General features: G+C 44.1%; 10 protein-coding genes. All 10 read right to left on the minus strand.

The window, feature by feature from the left end; all coding sequences use genetic code 11:
• Nucleotides 1–11 precede the first annotated feature (11 nt).
• On the minus strand, nucleotides 12–1133 hold the full coding sequence (locus GC097_RS22885; RefSeq protein ID WP_171685625.1) for a glycoside hydrolase family 88 protein: 1122 nt from the start codon (nucleotides 1131–1133) through the stop codon (nucleotides 12–14).
• Between the two features lie 24 nt (nucleotides 1134–1157).
• A complete protein-coding gene (locus GC097_RS22890) occupies nucleotides 1158–2060 on the minus strand; it encodes an aldo/keto reductase (RefSeq protein ID WP_171685626.1) in 903 nt (300 codons plus the stop codon).
• A 33-nt stretch (nucleotides 2061–2093) separates the two neighbouring features.
• Nucleotides 2094–3071 carry a Gfo/Idh/MocA family protein gene (locus tag GC097_RS22895; protein WP_171685627.1) on the minus strand — a complete coding sequence of 326 codons (978 nt, stop codon included), beginning with the start codon at nucleotides 3069–3071 and terminating at the stop codon, nucleotides 2094–2096.
• Nucleotides 3072–3382: 311 nt separating this feature from the next.
• Complete coding sequence (locus GC097_RS22900) at nucleotides 3383–10048, minus strand: S-layer homology domain-containing protein (protein ID WP_171685628.1); 6666 nt, start codon at nucleotides 10046–10048, stop codon at nucleotides 3383–3385.
• A gap of 65 nt (nucleotides 10049–10113) precedes the next feature.
• Nucleotides 10114–11976 carry a heparinase II/III domain-containing protein gene (locus tag GC097_RS22905; RefSeq protein ID WP_171685629.1) on the minus strand — a complete coding sequence of 621 codons (1863 nt, stop codon included), beginning with the start codon at nucleotides 11974–11976 and terminating at the stop codon, nucleotides 10114–10116.
• A 106-nt stretch (nucleotides 11977–12082) separates the two neighbouring features.
• Nucleotides 12083–13603, minus strand: a complete 1521-nt coding sequence (locus GC097_RS22910) for an ABC transporter substrate-binding protein (protein WP_171685630.1) — start codon at nucleotides 13601–13603, stop codon at nucleotides 12083–12085.
• A 96-nt stretch (nucleotides 13604–13699) separates the two neighbouring features.
• Nucleotides 13700–14590 carry a carbohydrate ABC transporter permease gene (locus GC097_RS22915; protein WP_171685631.1) on the minus strand — a complete coding sequence of 297 codons (891 nt, stop codon included), beginning with the start codon at nucleotides 14588–14590 and terminating at the stop codon, nucleotides 13700–13702.
• Nucleotides 14591–14604: 14 nt separating this feature from the next.
• On the minus strand, nucleotides 14605–15519 hold the full coding sequence (locus tag GC097_RS22920) for an ABC transporter permease (RefSeq protein WP_167064683.1): 915 nt from the start codon (nucleotides 15517–15519) through the stop codon (nucleotides 14605–14607).
• 197 nt (nucleotides 15520–15716) lie between these two features.
• Nucleotides 15717–18014 (minus strand): helix-turn-helix transcriptional regulator, encoded by a 2298-nt coding sequence (locus GC097_RS22925; RefSeq protein ID WP_171685632.1) that lies wholly within the window; start codon nucleotides 18012–18014, stop codon nucleotides 15717–15719.
• Between the two features lie 704 nt (nucleotides 18015–18718).
• Nucleotides 18719–19552, minus strand: an 834-nt coding sequence (locus tag GC097_RS22930) for a cohesin domain-containing protein (RefSeq protein ID WP_246294414.1), incomplete at its 5' end; no start/stop codon positions are given.

Below are 19552 nucleotides of genomic sequence, written 5' to 3' on the forward strand. Positions count from 1 at the left end.
GCGCTTCCTCCCTACCAAAACAGCTCCGTACGTCCCCGCAGTTTGGCAATCGCTTCGGCATAGTAATAATCGCCGTATATAATAGGTACATTTACGTAGGCTCTCTTCGGAAAATTTGCAGTTGCCATCGTCAAGATGCCCTCTTCGTCTTCACCCCACGAGACGTATTGCTCTGTGAGCAACAGCAAAATACGCTTAGCAGCATCGATGTAAATATGTGCCTCGTTCTCAGGAACAGCGCGGCTGATTTCCAACAATCCAGTGGCTGCACAGGCTGCCGCTGATGTATCAAAGGCCGTTTCCGGCTCAACCGGGGCGCGGAAATCCCAATAAGGCGCAGCATCTGCCGGCATATTGGCGATATAGAAATGAGCGACACGTTTCGCTGCGTCCAAATAACGCTGATGGCCTGTATACCGATAGCTGAGCGCCATACCGTACAGTGCCCATGACGTACCGCGAGCCCAAGCCGAGTCCGGCGAGTAGCCTTGTCCGCCTCTAGCCTCAATTCGCTCGCCTGTCTCAGGATCGAAGCAGACGATATGATGCGAGGAGCCATCAGGACGGATAAACTCGCGAAGCACGGTATCTGCATGTGCCACCGCGATATGACGAAAGCGCGGATCATTGGTTGTTTCACTTGCCCAGTAGAGCAGAGGCAAATTCAGTAGGCAATCGATAATTGCCCAGCCCTGTTGATTTTCGCCATTCCATGCGCGAATGAATTGGCCTTTAAGGTTGAAACGGCCCGCAAGATGGCTGGCTGCCATCAGCCCGCGGATTTTAGAAGCTTCCGTGCCCAGCAGCTTATATTGCGCCACAGACGTCAAGCTCCACATAAAGCCGACGTCATGATGAAGCTTTTCGTACCCTAACAGCGTTTCGTCCATCTGATTCTCTACAGATACTGCGATGTCACGAAAATCTGCATGCTCGTTTTCTTTGTATATCAGCCACAGCAAACCTGGCCAAAATCCATTGGTCCACCAATCATTCGATTCCGAGTTATAGGTGCCATTCACCGATGCATATGGAAATGAATCTCCGATCCGTTTGCTTGTTCGTTCAACTTTCGCAACGATCTTTCCCCACACATCCTTAACCCATGCTTCATTAACGACGCCTGTTGTCATGTTCATTTCCTCCCACATAATCTGCTATAACAATCGCTGTCCAGGGAACAACGCAAATACTTTCTCAAGTTCCTGATCCAATAATCCTACACCATCACAATAGTTCGCATTGGCTTCCAACGAACGGATGGACGTGGTTCCCGTTAACGTAATCGCGATTTCCGGACAAGTTAAGCTAAAGCGCATTGCCGGCTCCACGAGACCTTTCGGCTCAGTCTTGCGCAGAAATTGCAGCTGTTCCATCCTTCTGTTTGATTCTTCAAGCAAGGCATGATTTTGTTGTAAAAATGGCGCAGGTTGATCCGCTAATATGCCCATGCATAGCGGACTGCCATGAATGACGCCGATATTTTTTTCCTTGGCGAGCGGCAGCAGTTCGTCTTTGGCTGTATAATCAACCAACGTATACTTCGCGTAGGTCTGGATGGTATCGACCAAATCCTCCTTGAGGAAAGGCATCAGAAGTTCGAGCTTCCCCGCGTTAACACCGATGGCTCTCACCTTGCCTTGTTCCTTCAGCTTTAGAAAAGCAGGAATCGTCTCGTTCACCGCTTGTTCGTAGCTCGTTTGCTCCAGTTCATGCAGCTGAATGAGATCGATATAATCCGTCTGCAGTCTTTGTAAGCTTTCTTCTACGGATTGAATTGTGTTCTCATACGAATATGGAGTTCCTCTCATCACAGCCTTCGTCGCCAATATGACTTGATCGCGCTTCCCTTTCAATGCTAGTCCGATTCTGCGTTCGCTCTCTCCACGACCGTACAATGGCGCTGTATCGATAAAATTGATACCCAAGTCCAGAGCGGCATCAATGACACGCGTCACCGTCTCATCGGTCGTCCCACCGAAATCTCCGCCAAGTGGAGCGCCGCCTAAACCGATTTTCGAAACTTTAAAGCCTGTTTTCCCTAGAAATGTATACTCCATTGATATCATCGTCCCTTCATGAAAGTATTGAAACTAAATCTTGACTTTATTCCCTGTTCGCACAGATTCTAAAGACGCTTGAATCATACGAATAACCGGCTGAAACAATAAAATATCTAAGTCAGACTTTCGTCCTTGTTTGCATGCATCTATAAATTCATTCACAATACCCTCGCGCAATTCAAAGCTATAGGCATCATCCGGTGCGATCTTCTCCTCTGCCCCGTCACGGTGGATGAAAACCAGGCCGTTGCTGCGCAATTGCAAACTTCCCTTCGACCCGTCGATTTGGAATTCTCCTAGCCATGATGTTGCCGCGCCGTGCGCAGCCCAGGAAGCGTAATAATTCAAGTTTAGCCCTTCGTCACTCTGTGCAAGGAGTGATACAACGGATGGCGACTGCTCAATAGACCATGAAGGAAGCACGGAAGTCGCATAGACTTGCTTAAATCGTTCGACACCGATCAAGTAATGGATTACACCGAGATGATGGTAGGTTAAATCCTCCAACATAACGTGCTCATACTCATTCATCCATGCTGCACGAATATTCGGCCGTTGGCATCGCCATACGATTTGCTCCAAATTGCCGAGCCTGCCGCTTAAAATGACTTGCTTCGTTTGCTCAACAAATTTATCGAATCTGTATGATTCTCCAATTGCAATCTGCCTGCCTGTCGAACGGGAGAGCGAAATCATAGTCGCCCCGTCTTTCCAGGACTGCGGTCTGAATTTCTCAAGATATATATCGAATCCGCTATCCAGTACTGTTCGGATTGTCTCCATACAAGTTTTGGCAGAAGGCGGCGTCACCATCGTGACTAGGTCAGGCTTCAGCAAGCGAAGCGCGCCAGGTATATCCTCGAACTGAGGTAGATGGGCACAATGCTCAGTCGCTTCCCCATATCGGTTGCTGACTCCGGCCACCTGAACATCCGGGCGAGAAACCCAGTGTGAAAGCCAGTGATTGTTCAAGCCGATACAAAAGACCCGAAGCGGTTGTTGCTCCATACGGTCTCCCCTCCTCAAAAATCTAGATAATAAGATGCTCTCATTATCAGCTTTATGAAACCCAGCTACTACTGTAAAAAATGAATAAAGCTCTACTTTTTGTCCATACAATACGGAAAACACTGTATTTTTCAAGTTTGGGCAGACACACGAGTGAGCGGTGGCGATCCCGCCACCTATAGCATAGCAACCGTGCGGATATCTGCTTGTAAATTCCCTCCACCGTATCTAGATCACCTAAAAACAAACACGGTCAGGAGCATCAAGCCCCTGACCGTGTTTGCAACAAGCTTATGTTGCGGCATTCTTTACTACTGTAGCAAACGCTTCAAAACTGTTACTGCTTCTGCACGTGTAGAGATGCCTTGCGGATCGAACTCATCAGCCGTGCGCCCGTTGATCAAACGAAGCGTTGCTGCAGATTGGACGGATTCCGTTGCCCATGAAGAAACTTTACTCGCATCCTTGAACCTTAAAGTTGAAGGTGCAATGGATTTATCAGCATGCAACAACGCATAGGCACGCATCATCATCGTAACCATTTCTTCACGGCTGATGGAACTGTTCGGATCGAATGTTTTCGCATCTTTACCTGTTACAATACCTGCTTTTACTGCTTTGGAGACTGCTTCTGCATACCAAGCCAAGCTCGATATGTCAGCAAACGACATCTCGCTTACATCCTTCAGGTTCAACGCTCTAACTAGCATGGCTGTGAACTCGGCACGTGTAATCACACGTCCAGGTTCGAATGTTGTTTCCGTTGCACCGGTCACAACATGCTTGGAAGCCATTTCTTGAATCGCATCGGCTGCCCAATACGTAGAGGAAACGTCAGTGAACGATTTTGTGTACTCTAGAGCTGCATATTTACTGAAATGATGAATTTCAGCAACTATCTCGCCATCTACATATTTGCCGCCAATGAATTCAAGCTTCCCGTTGTCGTCAATGTAGTAAATTCCCGTCAAGTTCGGATTTGCTGAAGAATTTACTTTTAAACGAATTGTAATCGGCTTGTTGAATATGGTTACGTTTGTTTCAGTTCCGTCTTGTGCGACTAGTAACAGTTTCAAGTCAAACACTTGACCGCCAGCTTTCACTTGCTCTTGCTTGGAAATGTTACCTTTCGCAAGCAAATCCAGTGCTTCAGCATCATTCAGAGGTTCAACTTTGACCACAATTTTATTGTTCTTCTTGTCATCATTCGTTGCCGTATCTACCAATTGTCTGAGTAGATCTGATGGAATATTCATCGTGATATTATCCGAAGAAATCGACAGTTGATTCTGACCTAGCAAGTCAGCTGTGTTGGAAGGAAGCACAATTTCCTTCACTTCATTCGATACTTCGATGACGACTTTGTTATCATCAGAGGATTTCTTCAATTCATCTGGCTGTACGACGACTCGTTTTGGATCCTGTTCTTTTTTAGGCTCATCCTGGTTAGTTTCATCTCTCGGACCTACAGGTTCAATCGGCGTTTGTTTAAATGTAACACTGATCGTATGATTGCTTGTTACGTTAGTAAATGTATACGTACTGCCTGTTACCGTTGTGCTATCTACGGTTAGCGTATCGATCATATAGCCGTTGTTCGGCATAACCGCGAAGGTTTGGTTGGTTCCTTCCGTTACGATAACACTGCCGCGCGGGCTGATAATACCGTTGCTTCCAGCACTTGCCGTGATTGTGTATTCCGTTAGAGGCAATTGTGTTGGATCTTGCTTAAACGTAACATTGATTACGTGATTCGTTGTTACATTGGTAAACGTGTACGTATTGCCTGTTACTGTTTCGTTTGCACCGTCTACGATCAAAGTATCAACCATATAACCGCTGTCTGGTGTGAACGTGAAGATTTGGTCTGTTCCTTCCGGAACAGAAACACTTACGCTAGGACTAATTGAACCATTGCTTCCTGTACTTGCATAAATCGTGTGAACTGTCGTTGCGATTACGGTCACTTCACATGTGGCCGTGTAATTACCGTCCTCAGTCGTTACCGTAATCGTTGAATTACCAGGAGCAACGGCATGAACAACGCCATTTACTACAGTAGCTACAGCTAGATTACTGGAACTCCATGTAACGTTTTGATTTACGGCATTGATTGGTGCAATTGAAGGAACCAGCGTTGCATCTTGCCCTCCTACAACCAAAGAGAGTGTACCTTGATCAAGTACTACACCCGTAACAGGGCTTGCTGTAACATTGATTTGAATGACAACTGCTTTCCCCAAATTGATACCATCATAGCCTACAAAACTCAAACCACGTGATGCAAAAGTTGGAGTTGGGCTAATTGTTTTATACTGCACAGCTTGCAAAGCAGCCTGCCATTGAGCAGCATTTGCAGAACTTGCAGAAGAAAGCGTAAGAATACCTGTGGTTGCATCGTAGCTGCCTGCAATATCTCCCATTGTGCTAGGAGCATTGGTAAGCTGCAATACATCTTCTGCACTCTTGAAGCCATCCACGATACTAATCATTACTTTTGCAGTATTGGGTATAGTGGGGGTATCCATGTCTTTAAAGGTGATAGCGCTATCAACAACTACATCAGTTGTATCCGCAAAGTACGTGGTCGCATTGGCTGATGGTGTGATCACAGGACCCATGGTGTCTGTTGAGTTGGTTACAGCTACATTGTCCCAGTAGGTGGTTAGAACATCTGATAAGGCATTACCCCAAAGGCCACCAAAGGCAATGAAATCGGGAGATTCTGTCGTCAGTGTTTCTGTATGCACCAGTGTACCATCAATAGATTCTTTTAGCTTACCTGATTCGGTTAAATCAAACTTAAATTGATGCCATCCTAATGATCTTGTGACACCAGATGGAACAAACTTATTACCACCAGTACCGAGGCTCGGTGCTCGTTTAGCATACTGGTTTCCTGTGTCTTGTGCAGCATCCTTAAACTGTGCAAGGAACCAAGAGTTGGTAGGAGTAACAGTATTCGATTTCAACTGAAGAGCCTGATTAATCTGAGTGGCATCTGGCTTACTGTCGTAAAACCAGCCGCTAAGAACCTTATTATTTAGATTCCAGCCTGATAGTATTTGAGAAATACCATTCCTATTAGCGTTAGTTGCACTCGTAGAAGCACCCGTAGAAGCAAAACTTTGATAACCATCGAAGCTATTTGCTGTACTCGTATCAGGTACCACTGCGGTATCAATGGCCGTCCAGTTACCAAGCTTTGAAGGGCTTGTTGATGTATTTGCTTTAATATTTTCAAAGTTTTCAAAGAGGTATGTTTGGATTACATTCACAAAAAATGTCTTTGTGATGACTGTAGCCCCATCTCTTACCGTACAGGTCATAGTGGACAAACCAACAGGAAGAGAACCACCAGTTGTAAATGGCTGATTGGTACCAGCGGCATTTGTCACAGTCATGGTTACCTGTGGGCTATTTCCACCTCTAACTTTGGGTACAAAGTTTACTGCGGCACTGGTGTCTGTCGCAAGGGCCGTTCCCACGGTCAAATTTCGGGGTACAGTGAGGTCAAGCGGTGGTTTGATAGTGGTTGTATCCGCAACAGAAACATTATCAAAGTTGCCTGTACTGTTTACACCTGTGAAAAAGTCGCCCAACGCAATGGTATTAAAAGAAGATGCCTTGTCGGAATACCCAATCCAAGTTTGATCAATATACAGATCCACGCCGTTACCGGATGAATAATCAAATGTCAGCTTATGCCAACCTGATGTACGAGCAACACTGGATGTTGCCCATGCTCCCGTACCCATTGTATACGAGTAATATTGTGCGGAATTGTCTGTATGAACTCCCATGCCATACATGTTGCCGAGTGTAGCAAAACCACCTGCACCACTCTTATCTACATGTGCAATCAGACTCTTGGTCGAAGCCATGTCATCATAGAAATCCACAGTGGCAACCTTTGAATAGGATGTCCCGAATATCTTGTAAATTGCACTTTGGTCGGCACTGCCGTCCAGCTTGTAGCTATGAGTACCTTCTGTATAAAGAGATGTATCCAGTGATGCCGGTGTGCCGAGACCCCATACCCAATTTAATGGGTTCCATGTCGTGTCTTCAAAACCATCCTGATAGGTGTAAGGTGCTGGATAGGCTGGGAATACAGACTCTGTCAAACCAAACACATCCACATAACCTCTTAATTTGCCGCCGGTACCTTTTTGAGCAGCATAGATGGTAACACTCGTGTCATTTGGTCCTGTCGTAAAGGTGACATTGATCGGACGTGTTGATGCGCCAGCAGGACCATAGCTGGAAGAAGAGTACTCCTTTTTCATTAAACCGCTGCTTAACCCTTCGACTCCAAACTCAATAAAGTCTGTAGTACTATCAGGTGTAGAGTCATAAAGTACAAAGTCACTGAAATAGCACGTTCGTGGAGTCGATGGTACAGTGTTCGTAAATTTCAAATAGACATCGTATTTCCCAGGTCCAGGTACATTACTAAGAGTGATGGCAGTTTTATATGACCATCCAGCTGTAGTGGAGTATCCTGTAAATGGTTCTGTCGCAATCAATTTACCACCTGCAGCCGGATCGCCAATGTACATCTCGATCTTACCAGTAGTGGAAATAGCCGTTGTACCAAAATATACTTTATCCACGCCCGGTGCAAACTCAACATCTTTGAATTTCAAGGTAGTGTTTGCTCCAGTGATCAAGTAACCGTCAGATGAACGGAAGCTTAGGGGATTAATTAGCGTACTGCCTGACGGATCTCTATCACCTGCGAACACGCGTTGTCCCATTTCTCTACCCCAAACACTTGCATTGTATTTGGTGTTGGGTTTCACAGGAATCGTTTGGGTAATCTTGTCACCATTTTCTAAAACAACTCCGGTAAACCCATCTTTTACTAGTCCACCGGTTTTGGCTCTGTAGTCCCATGCGTTATGCTTCACAACTTCCGGACTTCCTGTTGCAGTCCATCCAGCCAAATCGTCATCAAAACCGCCATTCTTCACCAACTGCTTATAAGGAATATTGTGAATCTGGAAAGTTGGGTTGATATTGGCAGCATTGGCAAAGTCATATCCTGCTTTCCATGTCACACCAGGTTGGACTGCACCCGGTACAGCGTAAGATGAGGTATGCCCATCAGTAACACCAGCGATCTCAGCACTACGGTAGCTGTCTGGATTGACCAATGCAAAATTGCGGTTAGCTGCATCTACAAACTTAGAACCAAGTGCAGCAACAGTACCGAGTACATTGAGTTGCTCTACCGCTCCGCCCGCCGCTTGTGAGTTAAATGTACCTGTGAAGATATTGCCCATAATCACGGTTCCATAATTGTCGATTGTATCGTTGGAGTCACCCCAGCTGCTATAAGCCGTAGCATTGTCATATGCCGTATTGTTCAACACGATCATACGCTCGCTAGGTGTGTTAATGAGAAACCCTGTGCTAGTCTTATAAACGATGTTGTTATAAATCATGGCATTATTTGTCACGTTGTCAAAATAAATACCTTCACCGTTTGGCGTATCATGTACCGTATTGTGGTGAACTTCTGAACCACCAAAATCATGGTTCACAAAATAAAGGACGCCACCGTCATAGGATATCTTCATGGCATCATAGATGTCATTGTACTGAATGACGGAGTTGCTGAATTTGCCGCCAATACCACTACGACCTGTAGCATGTATGGTGTTGTGGCTAACCAACTGATTGTACCCATATATGGTTACACCGTCAGCATACAAGCCATAACGGTCAACATCGTGAATGTGATTGTTAATGACCTTGTTGTCATGACCTTTCATAATGATTCCAGCGCCAAACATGTCTTTGATTTCACTATCACGTACAGTGTTGTTATAGCCATCCACTGTAAAACCGGAAACCAAGCCATCCGTAATAATACTTACATCAAAAAGCCTGTTGAGGGAGTCCACTTTTTCAATAACAGCACCTTTAAACATGTTGTCATGCGAATTGGCAAAGTTGATTCCTGCAGCACGTACGTCAATACCTTGGATGGTAATACCTGAACGACCATCTAGGTTAAAAACAAATGCTCTATTCTTTGCCTCAACGGCACCGCCGCTAGGATCCACCACAACATTGGAGGCATTCGTCAGAACCACATACAGTTTCCCAGCGGCAACATCCTTATACCACGCTGCTGTGTTGGCTGTTGTAGCTGCTGCGATCTTCTTCAGTGCAATGAGAGAGTTGGTGAGATAAAAGCCATAGCCTGGACTCGCACTTTTCGGGGTATACCCCCCGGTAAAAGGCCACTTAAAAGTTAATTTTGTATCACTGTTCGTAACCTCACCTGTATAAGTGGTAAATCCATTACTTACTGACGAAACCAGTAATGCACCTTTCCAAGCATCGGCTGTCGTAACAGGCAAGCCGCCAGTGACAGCTATGCCAGAATACGTCATATATAGACCATCAGATGTTCCGACAGGCGATGTAGGATCGGCAGTAAATTTTGCATACTTTGTCTTGTCAAACATCTCGCTATCCTTGATGTTTGGCCATCTGGCTTGGCTCATGGATATGGGATTCCCCGCTGCATCTGTATAAAAGAGAATATTGCCATTACCATTATCAAAATCCCAAGACATCGGCGCCTCATAAATATTAGCACCAGCAGCTGACGGTGCCCATCCTGTCACCAAGTCGCCTCCGGACATGATAACTTTTTCACCGTTGTAGTTTTTAAATGTTACATTGTCACTTGCAGGGGTAACAGTCTCACGGTAAACACCACCCCTAATCTCGATTGTGTCACCGCTAGTTGCCACAATAGCGGCTTTTTGGATGGTCTGAAAAGGTGCTGCTAAAGAACCAGCATTAGCGTCGCTTCCGTGTGTACCATCAACGTAGTAGCTTGTTGCCGCTGCTGCAGAAGCTTTGGACGGGAATGATAAAACTGGAGTGCAAATCATTAGCAAAGCTAATACCAGGGACATCCATTTGTAAGTCTTGGTCGCGCTTGCTTGAAGCATTTTCTTTACCTCCTAGTGGCTTTGTTAGCGTTATCATTAGCTTGATAAAAATAAAATCTATGTTTCTAGATGCTGTTGATCACAAACCGGAATGGACTCTCCATACTTGCACTTACGCATGTTCGATTACACATCAGACGATAATACTTACTTTCTACCCCATAATGAGATGTCGCTGTTACCTCTTCTACTTCAATTAACCAGTCGCTAGGGCTAAAGTGCATCTCCACCGTACCGATCGCGATTCGGCCCTTCTCGATCTGCTTCGGCTCAACACCGCAAATGAACACTTCTTGAAAAACCGAGGGCGTTTCACGGAATGCCGCTTTATCCGTAATGATCAACTGTGAGGCCTCATCGCTCGGGCGATGCCACAGAAACTCGCGCGTAAGCGATTGCAAGGTTGAACACGCATAGGCTTCGGTTAAGTCGAGTTCAAAGCGCACCTCGTCTTCCGTCACCTCGTGCTGCAGTAATTGAGATCGGTACTGCCTCCCGAAGCCTTGTCGATGGCCGTCAACAATGGGCACAGAATGTCCATGCGAGCCTGCATGAATCGTTTCGTAGCGGTGCTCCGGCTGGAAGTACTGCTTCGTGTATACGCCGATTCCCACATCTGCAAGCACGTTTACACCGTCAACATGCAGGATAAAATGACCCAAATCATTATGATTATGCGGTTCTTCATTGTACCCTCCCTTTGCAGCAAAAGCTGCGATACGTCCATCTGGCTGAAGCACCTTCGAAATGACCCATTGATTTCCTGTAAAAATCCGATCCTGAACGCCTTCTTGTCCCTCCGAAGAATGCTCCGTTTCAGCATCCTGCTGATCTGATGACCAGAACATCAAGCGCGTTGCTTCCACCCATGAAACCGGAATGACGTTCATCCGATATTCGTCTGGCGGTAGCTGCAACGTAGGGAAGTATTCGCACAGCCGCTGCATCAGCCCTGTATGAAAACGAGCTTCATCTGGTGCATCTGAAAAGTTAACAACCTTTCCGTTTGTCAGCAGGCAGAATTGCGGGAATTGGGCAATCTTCCCGATTTTGTGCTCATCAAGCATCGTGATTTGTCCACCTGTACGCTCTTTCAGCAATTCGGCAAAATAAACGAGATGCGAAAAACCGAATTGCCAGTAAACCGGCCCTTCTGGCGTCCCTCCTTGCTCATCAAAGCCTGATAAGTATTGGCGCAGCACATTTATGACACGCCAGAGCATGCCGGCGAGCTTTTCACTGTCCTCAATCAAATAAATCGCCATTGCGCCGATGCTGGATGCGCAAACTGCAGGCCAGTTATTCGTCTTCAATTCCCAGTTCTGCGGAGTCGCATCATTAAAATACACCTGAAAAATTCGACGCTCAATTTCCGCTTTCGCGCGCTGGGCAACCCAGGGGTGCAGTCGCGGCCCAACCATGTGCAAGACTTCCGCTAGCGCAAAGCCGGCTACAGCCGCATCCAAATCCACCGTTTCGCGAGGCGCGAGCGGTTGATCCCAAATGCCGTTCGGATATTCATTCACATACAAACCAACATGTGCCGGCAGTACCCACGTATATTCATTGCAAATAGCCCAAATTGTATTTTCAAGCCCTTTCTTCCAATCAGGACGCTCATCTGTCATGGCCAGAAGACCGAAAACGTGCAACCCTGAAAAAAGCTGAGTTCGTTTCGTTTGATAAGTAGCTCTATCACCTGTTTCGCCAAATAAGAGAAAGTCGGAAAACGGCGGCGAACATAGGGGTTGATCGGTTAAGCAATCAGCTTCTTTTTCAAGCTTCTCCCAAAACTCCTTGTACTGTTCATCGCTCCGAATTCGCGTCCATCGCTCAGATGAAGCGATTTCAGGAAAAAGCGCAGTGGTTTCAGGCCTCGTTTCTTCCAAAGCATTCTTCAATTGCCGAAGTGTTAACGTTGATAGCATTATTTCCCACCCCTTACTCATCTCCAAAACTAAAATCATGCTTACAGCAACAAGCTCTTCACTTCTATCGCTGCAAGCATGATTTTCACTTTATTAAAGCTTTAAATTACTTCGCTTTTTTCCACTCATCAAGTTGCTTTTGAGCATCAGCGACAACTTTGTCAATACCAGCTGCTTTCAACTTGTCTTGGAATTCTTTCAGTTTATCGCTTGCAGCCACAGTACCTGTTTCAAGACCTGGTCTGTATTGGTCAATTACAGTCGCGATGTTAGCAATTTCCGCTATAACCGCTGTATTCACAAACTTGAAGCCCATAAGCGGTGATGGTTTAGCTGTTTCGTTTTCTTTTTGCGTATCAGCTACAACGTTTGGATCTGTACCTTCAACTAACAAACCGTTGAACGTGTTGCCGAATACCCAACTTGCGTTAGGAACGTAACCAGCTTCTTTGTTAATTTTGATCGTATTATCTGCATTTTTCGTATAGTGCTTACCTTCAACGCCAAAGCTGATTGTGTTATACAGCTCTTTGTCCGTGTTCAGCAAATTAATGAACATCATCGCGCGCTCAGGGTTTTTGGACGTTTTGCTGATCGCTTGCATAGTTGTAATAATGGAACCAGTTCCTGCCCATACTTCAGTTGTCGGAATCGCGATTACATCATTTCCGCCGTTTGCAGTCTTAAACTGTGTTTCAACGCCTGGCTTCAATACGTTGTGGACTTGAACAACTGCGTTGCCTGTTTTCTCAATGTCCGCTTTGTTTTTCAAGGTCGCCGCGTTCTCGTTGATATAGCCTTTATCGTGCCAGCTCTTCGCCACATCTAAATATTGAGCGTATTGTGGAGTATCAAACATATTGATAACTTTGTCTGGATTTTTAAGATCAACACCAATACCTGCATTAGCAACAATTGCTTCTAATCCGTAACCACGGTACATATTACTAAATCTACCTGTACGATCCATCAAGAATGGAACGACGTCTTTAGACTCGCCTGCTTTTACTTTTGCCAAGAATGGCTCAAGATCTTCAATCTTTTTGATAGAATTAACGTCTAGATTGTATTTATCCGCAAATTTCTTTTGGATTAAGAAGCCTTGTTTGTTCGTTACGGTTTGATAGTTTGGAATACCGTAAACTTTGCCGCCAATTTTTGTAGCATCCCATACGAATTGCGGCATGGATTTACCTAGTGTTGGCGCATATTTCGCCATCAAATCGTCTAGTGGAATGAAAGCACCTTTCGATTGATTTGTTACATAGTCCCAGTTCCAGTTAGATACCCAAGCGATGTCGTAGTTCTCACCAGAAGCAGTAGTTGTGTTCATTTTTTGAACATAGTCAGCGAAAGTTTGCGGTTGCAATTTAACTGTTGCATTGATTTTCGCCTTCGTAATTTTGTTGATAGCTTCTTGTACACTTGCCATATCTTGCGGAATCGCGCTTAATGGATAATTCCAAATCAATTCTACTGGCGCTAATTGCTCTACCTTGGTAGTTGCAGCCGAGCTAACCGCTGGACTTGCAGTAGAAGCGCTTTCGGATCCTTTGCCGCCGCATGCTGACAATAGAACAGCAATACCTACTGCGCCTGTTAATACCTTAAACATTTTCTTTCTCATACAATTACCCCCTGCGATAATTTGTTTTTGAATGTTGCATATATATCAACTGCAGCAGCTTATTGAGACGCTGCAGTTTGATAACGAATGACGTGCCTAACCTTTGATGGAGCCCACTGTGAGCCCGCTTATGAAAAATCTTTGGAACATAGGGAAAATAAACATCATCGGTCCCGCTGCAAGCACAGCCATGGCCATTCTTGCCGATAAGCTCGGGAAGTCAGCTAGATTAAAGTCGACGTTCACCGTTGCGAGGTTGTTCGATAAAAATTCAATCGCGCTCATCACGCGGTAAAGCAGCAATTGAAGAGGAATCAGCTTCTGGTTATCGATAAACAATAAGCCAAGCCACCAGTCGTTCCAATATTGGAATGAAATGAACAGACCAATCGTGACAAGTGCTGGTACGGATAACGGAAGCACCATCGTGAAAAATATGCGCCACTCATTCGCACCGTCGATTTTGGACGACTCGAAAATTTCGAGTGGAAGCTTATCCAAGAACCCTTTCATGACGAGAACAAAGAACGGGCTCAGCAAGTAAGGAACGATCAGCGCCCAAATGGTATCCTTCAGGTGCAAATACTGCGATATCAGAATGTAGAACGGAACTAGTCCGCCACCGAATAACGTTGTAAAGAAAACGTAAAGCGTCATGATTTTGCGGTAGCGATAATCGCGTCGCGACATCGTATAAGCTGTCAAAGTTGTGAAGAGCAAACCAACAATTGTCCCTACGATTGTTACGAAAACAGTAACCCCATATGCACGAATCAGTGCATCAGGAGCATTAAAGATAATTTCATAAGCTTTCGTGCTGAAAACCTTCGGAAATAAATGATAGCCATGTGTTAATAGCGATTTTTCATCCGTAAACGAAATGGATATGACCAGAACAAGGGGCACTATAAGCGCCAATGACAATATGCAGAATAACACATTAATGAAATTGCCTGTCCAGTTCACTTTGTTGCTTTCCGTTTGCATGCATGCTTACCTCCTTACCAAAGCGCATTGTCTGAGTTAATTTTTTTGATAATCCAGTTGGACAATAGGACAAGAATGAACCCAACAACAGACTGGTAAAGCCCGATTGCGGTAGACATTCCGACATCTCCGACAACTCGCAGCGATCGATATACAAACGTATCGATTACATCGGTTGCATTATATAAGAAGCTTGTGTCGTTCGGAATAAAGTAGAACAATCCGAAGTCAGCACGGAATATATTACCGATAGCAACGATTAGTAAAATCACGATTAGCGGTGTCAATAGCGGTATAGTAATCTTGCGAATCATTTGCCATTTCGATGCGCCGTCAATTTTGGCAGCTTCGTAATAGCTCGAATCAATGGAAAGAATACCGGCATAGTAGATAAGTGTTGAGAAGCCTACACCTTTCCATATTTGTGTTAGAATGATAATAAACGGCCAGTACTTTGCTTGTTCGTACCATTTAATGGGTTGATCACCAAGTGACTGAAGCATGACGTTCATGAACCCGTTTTTATGATCCAGAAACCCGAAGACGATATACCCCACAACAACCCAAGATAAGAAATAAGGCAGAAATAAAGTCGTCTGGTGAAGCTTAATCCATTTTCGTGGGATTTCATTTAACAAAATAGCAAATGTTAAGGCAAACACTAAAGTTAGTAAGATAAAACTCATGTTATAAAGAATCGTGTTGCGTGTTACTGTGAAAGCGTTGTCGGATTTAAAAAAGAATTCAAAGTTTTTTAACCCGATCCATTCGCTTCCCCATATCCCCAAATCGTATCGATATTGTTTAAATGCAATAACGAGACCGAGCATGGGCAAATAATTGAAAATCAATTTATACAGGATTGCCGGTAATGACATAAAGAACAATTCCTGATTTCGTCTGAAGTGCTTCCACTCCCTTTTCAGCATTTGCTTCCCCCCTTGTGATGTGTTCAACCTCTGTTGTATGCCCTTATTATTGAGGGAAACCGCATAAATAACTACTGTAATAATCAAAAAACACTCCACTTTCGTCCCGCACAATCGCTAAAACACTGCATTTTCAACTGAAAAGGGCAAAAAGAAAAGCTTCTAGGTACTTCCGTACCCAGAAAGCCCTATCAAGCCTACTCTTGAACAACTGTTTTAAACCGATATTCTTTCGGCGTAATCCCGAATTTCTTTTTAAATAGCTTGAAAAAATAGCTTTCGTTGTTGTAACCGACCATTTCCATGATACGAGTGATGCTGTAATCTTTGGTTTCAAGCAATTGAAGTGCTTTTCCCAAGCGAACATCATTAATATACTCACTAATGGACACCGATTCATGCAGTCTGAATTGCTTGCTCACATGGGCCGAAGACAGTTTCATGGCAGCCGCGATGCTTTGCATGCTCAGATTCAAATCCTTATACTGCTCTTCAATCATTTCTTTAATGGTATCCGTTAAAATTTGATTCGATTGTTCTTTGACATCTTGCGTTCGCTGCTTCTGAATGGCTTTGAATATGTCAAGGAATACGTGATATATAGGCTCTAACGTTTCTTGCTTCATGGTGTCCTGAACATATCGCTTAAAGTCCAGGCTGACTTGTCTTACGGTTCGACTGTTCATTTCACGCACGATATTTTCCACCAGCGCAAGCAAATGAAGAATGGCATACATGATATTGTTATAGTGCATGACTTTCATATGTTGGAACAATTGATCCAAATGTTCCTGAAAATCCTTCTCTTGCCCAGACTTTAGGGCTTCAGTTATTTTCTTCACTGCATCAATTGGAAATTGGAACGTAATATTATCATTATTGTGTCCTACGAGATCCGGTGTGATGATACTACCTTTACCGAAAATCATTCGGTAGTTTGAATTATCCAATACATGACCGTATTGCTGTGAAATTTGCTGATATCGGTCAACTTTTTCTCCAATCGAAACGGTAATCGAGAGACTGTAGTATTGGAGAATAGTTTGCTGAAGCTCTTTTAACGTGTGTGTCAAGGTTGTCATATCATCACTATGAGACCTATTTCCATCACTAATGAGTAAGACAAAGTGATCATTGCCCATTGGGACAACTTCGCAGTTGGCACTTTTCGAAATAAGCTCCTTGGTAATATTCGCGATCGCAAACTTATACAATCTCTTCTCGCCATCACTCGTTTTCGATTCAAATTCAGCAAAATCATCCATCAACAGTACACATACTCGCAGCCCTTGATTAAAATCCATATCCCAATTGACTTGCTCCATTTCTTCCTGGGTAGGCAGACTCGCATCGGATATCAGTCTCCGCAACGCGTAAGTCTTCTGTGCATCCCTGTTCGTATGCTCCTCCGATTCATGTTTCACTAATTGATGCATCGCATCTTGATAGGCAGTCGAAATGACTTTCAACTCATCCAATTTGGACCTGTCGTCCGTCTCTTTACGTCGGATTCCCGTCACTTGATTTAATAAATTTTCAATTGGACGATATAGGCGGTAAGCAATCAGCAGTGAACCTGCGATAGATAGAATTAAGAATACAATGATGATCGCAAAGGAAATCACCCGCATTTTGCTTAGCTTGCCCCATACAATTTTGTAAGGTTGATCACTCGCAATGACCCAGTCGTTTTTGTTGGATGACATAAAGCTCAGAATGGACTTGGCATTGCCCGAGCCGTGTACGAGATAGTCCTGTGTTATGCCGGCGCTCACTTTTTCTCGGATAATGGATTCAATTGAAGCAACATCGCTCTGCTGCTCAGCCATAAGTGGAATTCCTGATTTATCTGTAATAAAAATAGAGCCTCGAATTCCTTCAGACGTTTTATTCATATTCGCTAAGTTATCAAACAACCAGGACGGCTTGATTGTTACGACCAGCTTACTCTCAGAGACATTATCATAAATGAACATCGCCAAAGATGGAAATGGCATTTTATTCGTATATAAGGGAACAAAAGTTAGAACGGGTATATTCTTCTGCGAATGGATATACTCATCAATGACACCATTCATGCCGTCATCCTGGCAATTCAAACTACTCAAAGTTGAATAATAACAGCCTGTTTTGGCATTATAGATCGTTATATTTTGCAAAAAAGATGAGTTCGATACGGTTTTCTCCAACCTGTTTAGTTTCTGTGCAAGTTCGCCCATATCCATCACATTGATGTTTGATAAATAGACGACGTCAGGGTCAAAAAAAGTGGAAACCGCAATGTTTTTAACCGTATCATGCATGTAGTCAATATTGTATTTGATTTGCGAAAGCACCTTTAATTCCGCTTGCTGCTGCATTTGCAGCATCGTTTTATCAGAGTTGTAGAACAGAAGCGTCGTGCTAACTGATAAAAATGCAACCATGAGAACTGTAATAGAAAGCAAAAGCTTCAGCAAATATTTTCTTGATTTGTACAGACGAATAAAATTCATGTGTCCACCCTCTTCTAGAAAGCTATATGTTAATATGTGTTATTTTAAAGTAACCCACACTGAGGAATTCATTATAATGGATAAAAAATCATATCATGGATACAAAGTTAATACTTTTGAAATAGAATTAGTGTTTACATACGTTCCCACTCTATTATTAAGTCAATCTCACATACTTCGCTACTGTAAAAAATAAAAAAAACTCTACTTTTTAAGTAGCGCTCTATATTTCTGCGTTTACATTCAATCGCCGCACGTGATCAGTACTGCAGAGAAAACAATTGCCGGGATAGAAGTTATACATTTGATAAAGAAAGGGCAGGTCGAATGCAATCATTCGTCTGTACTTTTATACGAAAATAAAAAACGTAACTCCAATTACCCAATTCAAAAAATAGACCACCTTCCTGTTTTGCTGGCTTCACTCGGTTTATATTTTTATTATAGGTTTTTTGAAATTTCATGCCAATATAATTGTTTTTGTTTTAAAATATAATTTCAATTCTATGTTTCACATCGTTATGCCTGACTTGGCTCATTCTGCGAGAAGTTTTTTTAACATCAAAGTAATCCGCCCTTTCAAAAATTTGTTAATAGCTGGACATATTGGCAACAGAAGAGGGGGGGGGAGATAAGCTCCCCCCCACATTTCACTACCGGCCCATCTTAGATATCACTAAAGCAAACATAATTGCGGGTTTGTTTTATTGCAGGATCGCTTTAGCTACGATGGCAAGGTCTGTAATGTCAACTTTGCCGTCATGGTTTACGTCCGCTTTCTCATTCCAGCCTACTTGACCTTGTTGTTTGCCGTAAGCGGCTGCAACCACAGCCAAGTCACCAATGGAGACACCGCCTCCATTAATATCTGCTGTTATTTTCTTGCTTTCGAACACTTGTATTGCTGCTTCCAACGCGGCTTTCGCGCTATCCACCTGCTGCTGGGTCGCATTCGAATTGTTTGCTGCAGCTTTGGCTGCATCGATAGCCGACAACAATTGCGCTTTAGAGCCAGTCACATACAGTCCGTCCTCATTGCCTTCCACTGCTGCATCGCACTTCACCTGAGCGCTTGCAATTGTTGCGTTCAAGAACGACTTATCTACAGGTATACTAGGTATTGTTATTTGTATCTCACGGGAAGCTCCACCGAGCTGCAGCTCATTCCCCTGTGCATTGGCAATCACAACATGTTCAACAGAAATTGTCGTATTGGTTGCTTCGGTTACAGATTTGGTCTTAAATTGGATTGCAAGCAAATCGCCTTGAGCAGGTACATTCGCGCCCACGCTGGCAGCGACAATCCGGAGTTGACCCGGAGCTGTTTCCTTTTGATCGATGACTTGGAACCCTTCTTTCAGGGATGTCACCGAATCGAATTGCACACTTGCAGGGTCATACTGTAGTGTAAAATCTTGGGCGTACAATTGTTGGTACACGTTTTCCGTTACGTTGGTCAGCCCCATCGTTAGAGTGAAGGTTTGGCCAGCGTTCACTTGCTGTGCACCTGTCAATGTAGACTGAGGCATTGCTGGATT

The organism is Paenibacillus planticolens (genome assembly GCF_013141725.1).
GTDB lineage: Bacteria > Bacillota > Bacilli > Paenibacillales > NBRC-103111 > Paenibacillus_E > Paenibacillus_E planticolens.

Coding starts and splice junctions, on each gene's coding strand:
- GC097_RS22910 (WP_171685630.1), bottom strand. CDS start 13,603: ATGAGAAAGAAAATGTTTAAGGTATTAACAGGCGCAGTAGGTATTGCT.
- GC097_RS22890 (WP_171685626.1), bottom strand. CDS start 2,060: ATGGAGTATACATTTCTAGGGAAAACAGGCTTTAAAGTTTCGAAAATC.
- GC097_RS22915 (WP_171685631.1), bottom strand. CDS start 14,590: ATGCAAACGGAAAGCAACAAAGTGAACTGGACAGGCAATTTCATTAAT.
- GC097_RS22905 (WP_171685629.1), bottom strand. CDS start 11,976: ATGCTATCAACGTTAACACTTCGGCAATTGAAGAATGCTTTGGAAGAA.
- GC097_RS22895 (WP_171685627.1), bottom strand. CDS start 3,071: ATGGAGCAACAACCGCTTCGGGTCTTTTGTATCGGCTTGAACAATCAC.
- GC097_RS22920 (WP_167064683.1), bottom strand. CDS start 15,519: ATGCTGAAAAGGGAGTGGAAGCACTTCAGACGAAATCAGGAATTGTTC.
- GC097_RS22885 (WP_171685625.1), bottom strand. CDS start 1,133: ATGACAACAGGCGTCGTTAATGAAGCATGGGTTAAGGATGTGTGGGGA.
- GC097_RS22900 (WP_171685628.1), bottom strand. CDS start 10,048: ATGCTTCAAGCAAGCGCGACCAAGACTTACAAATGGATGTCCCTGGTA.
- GC097_RS22925 (WP_171685632.1), bottom strand. CDS start 18,014: ATGAATTTTATTCGTCTGTACAAATCAAGAAAATATTTGCTGAAGCTT.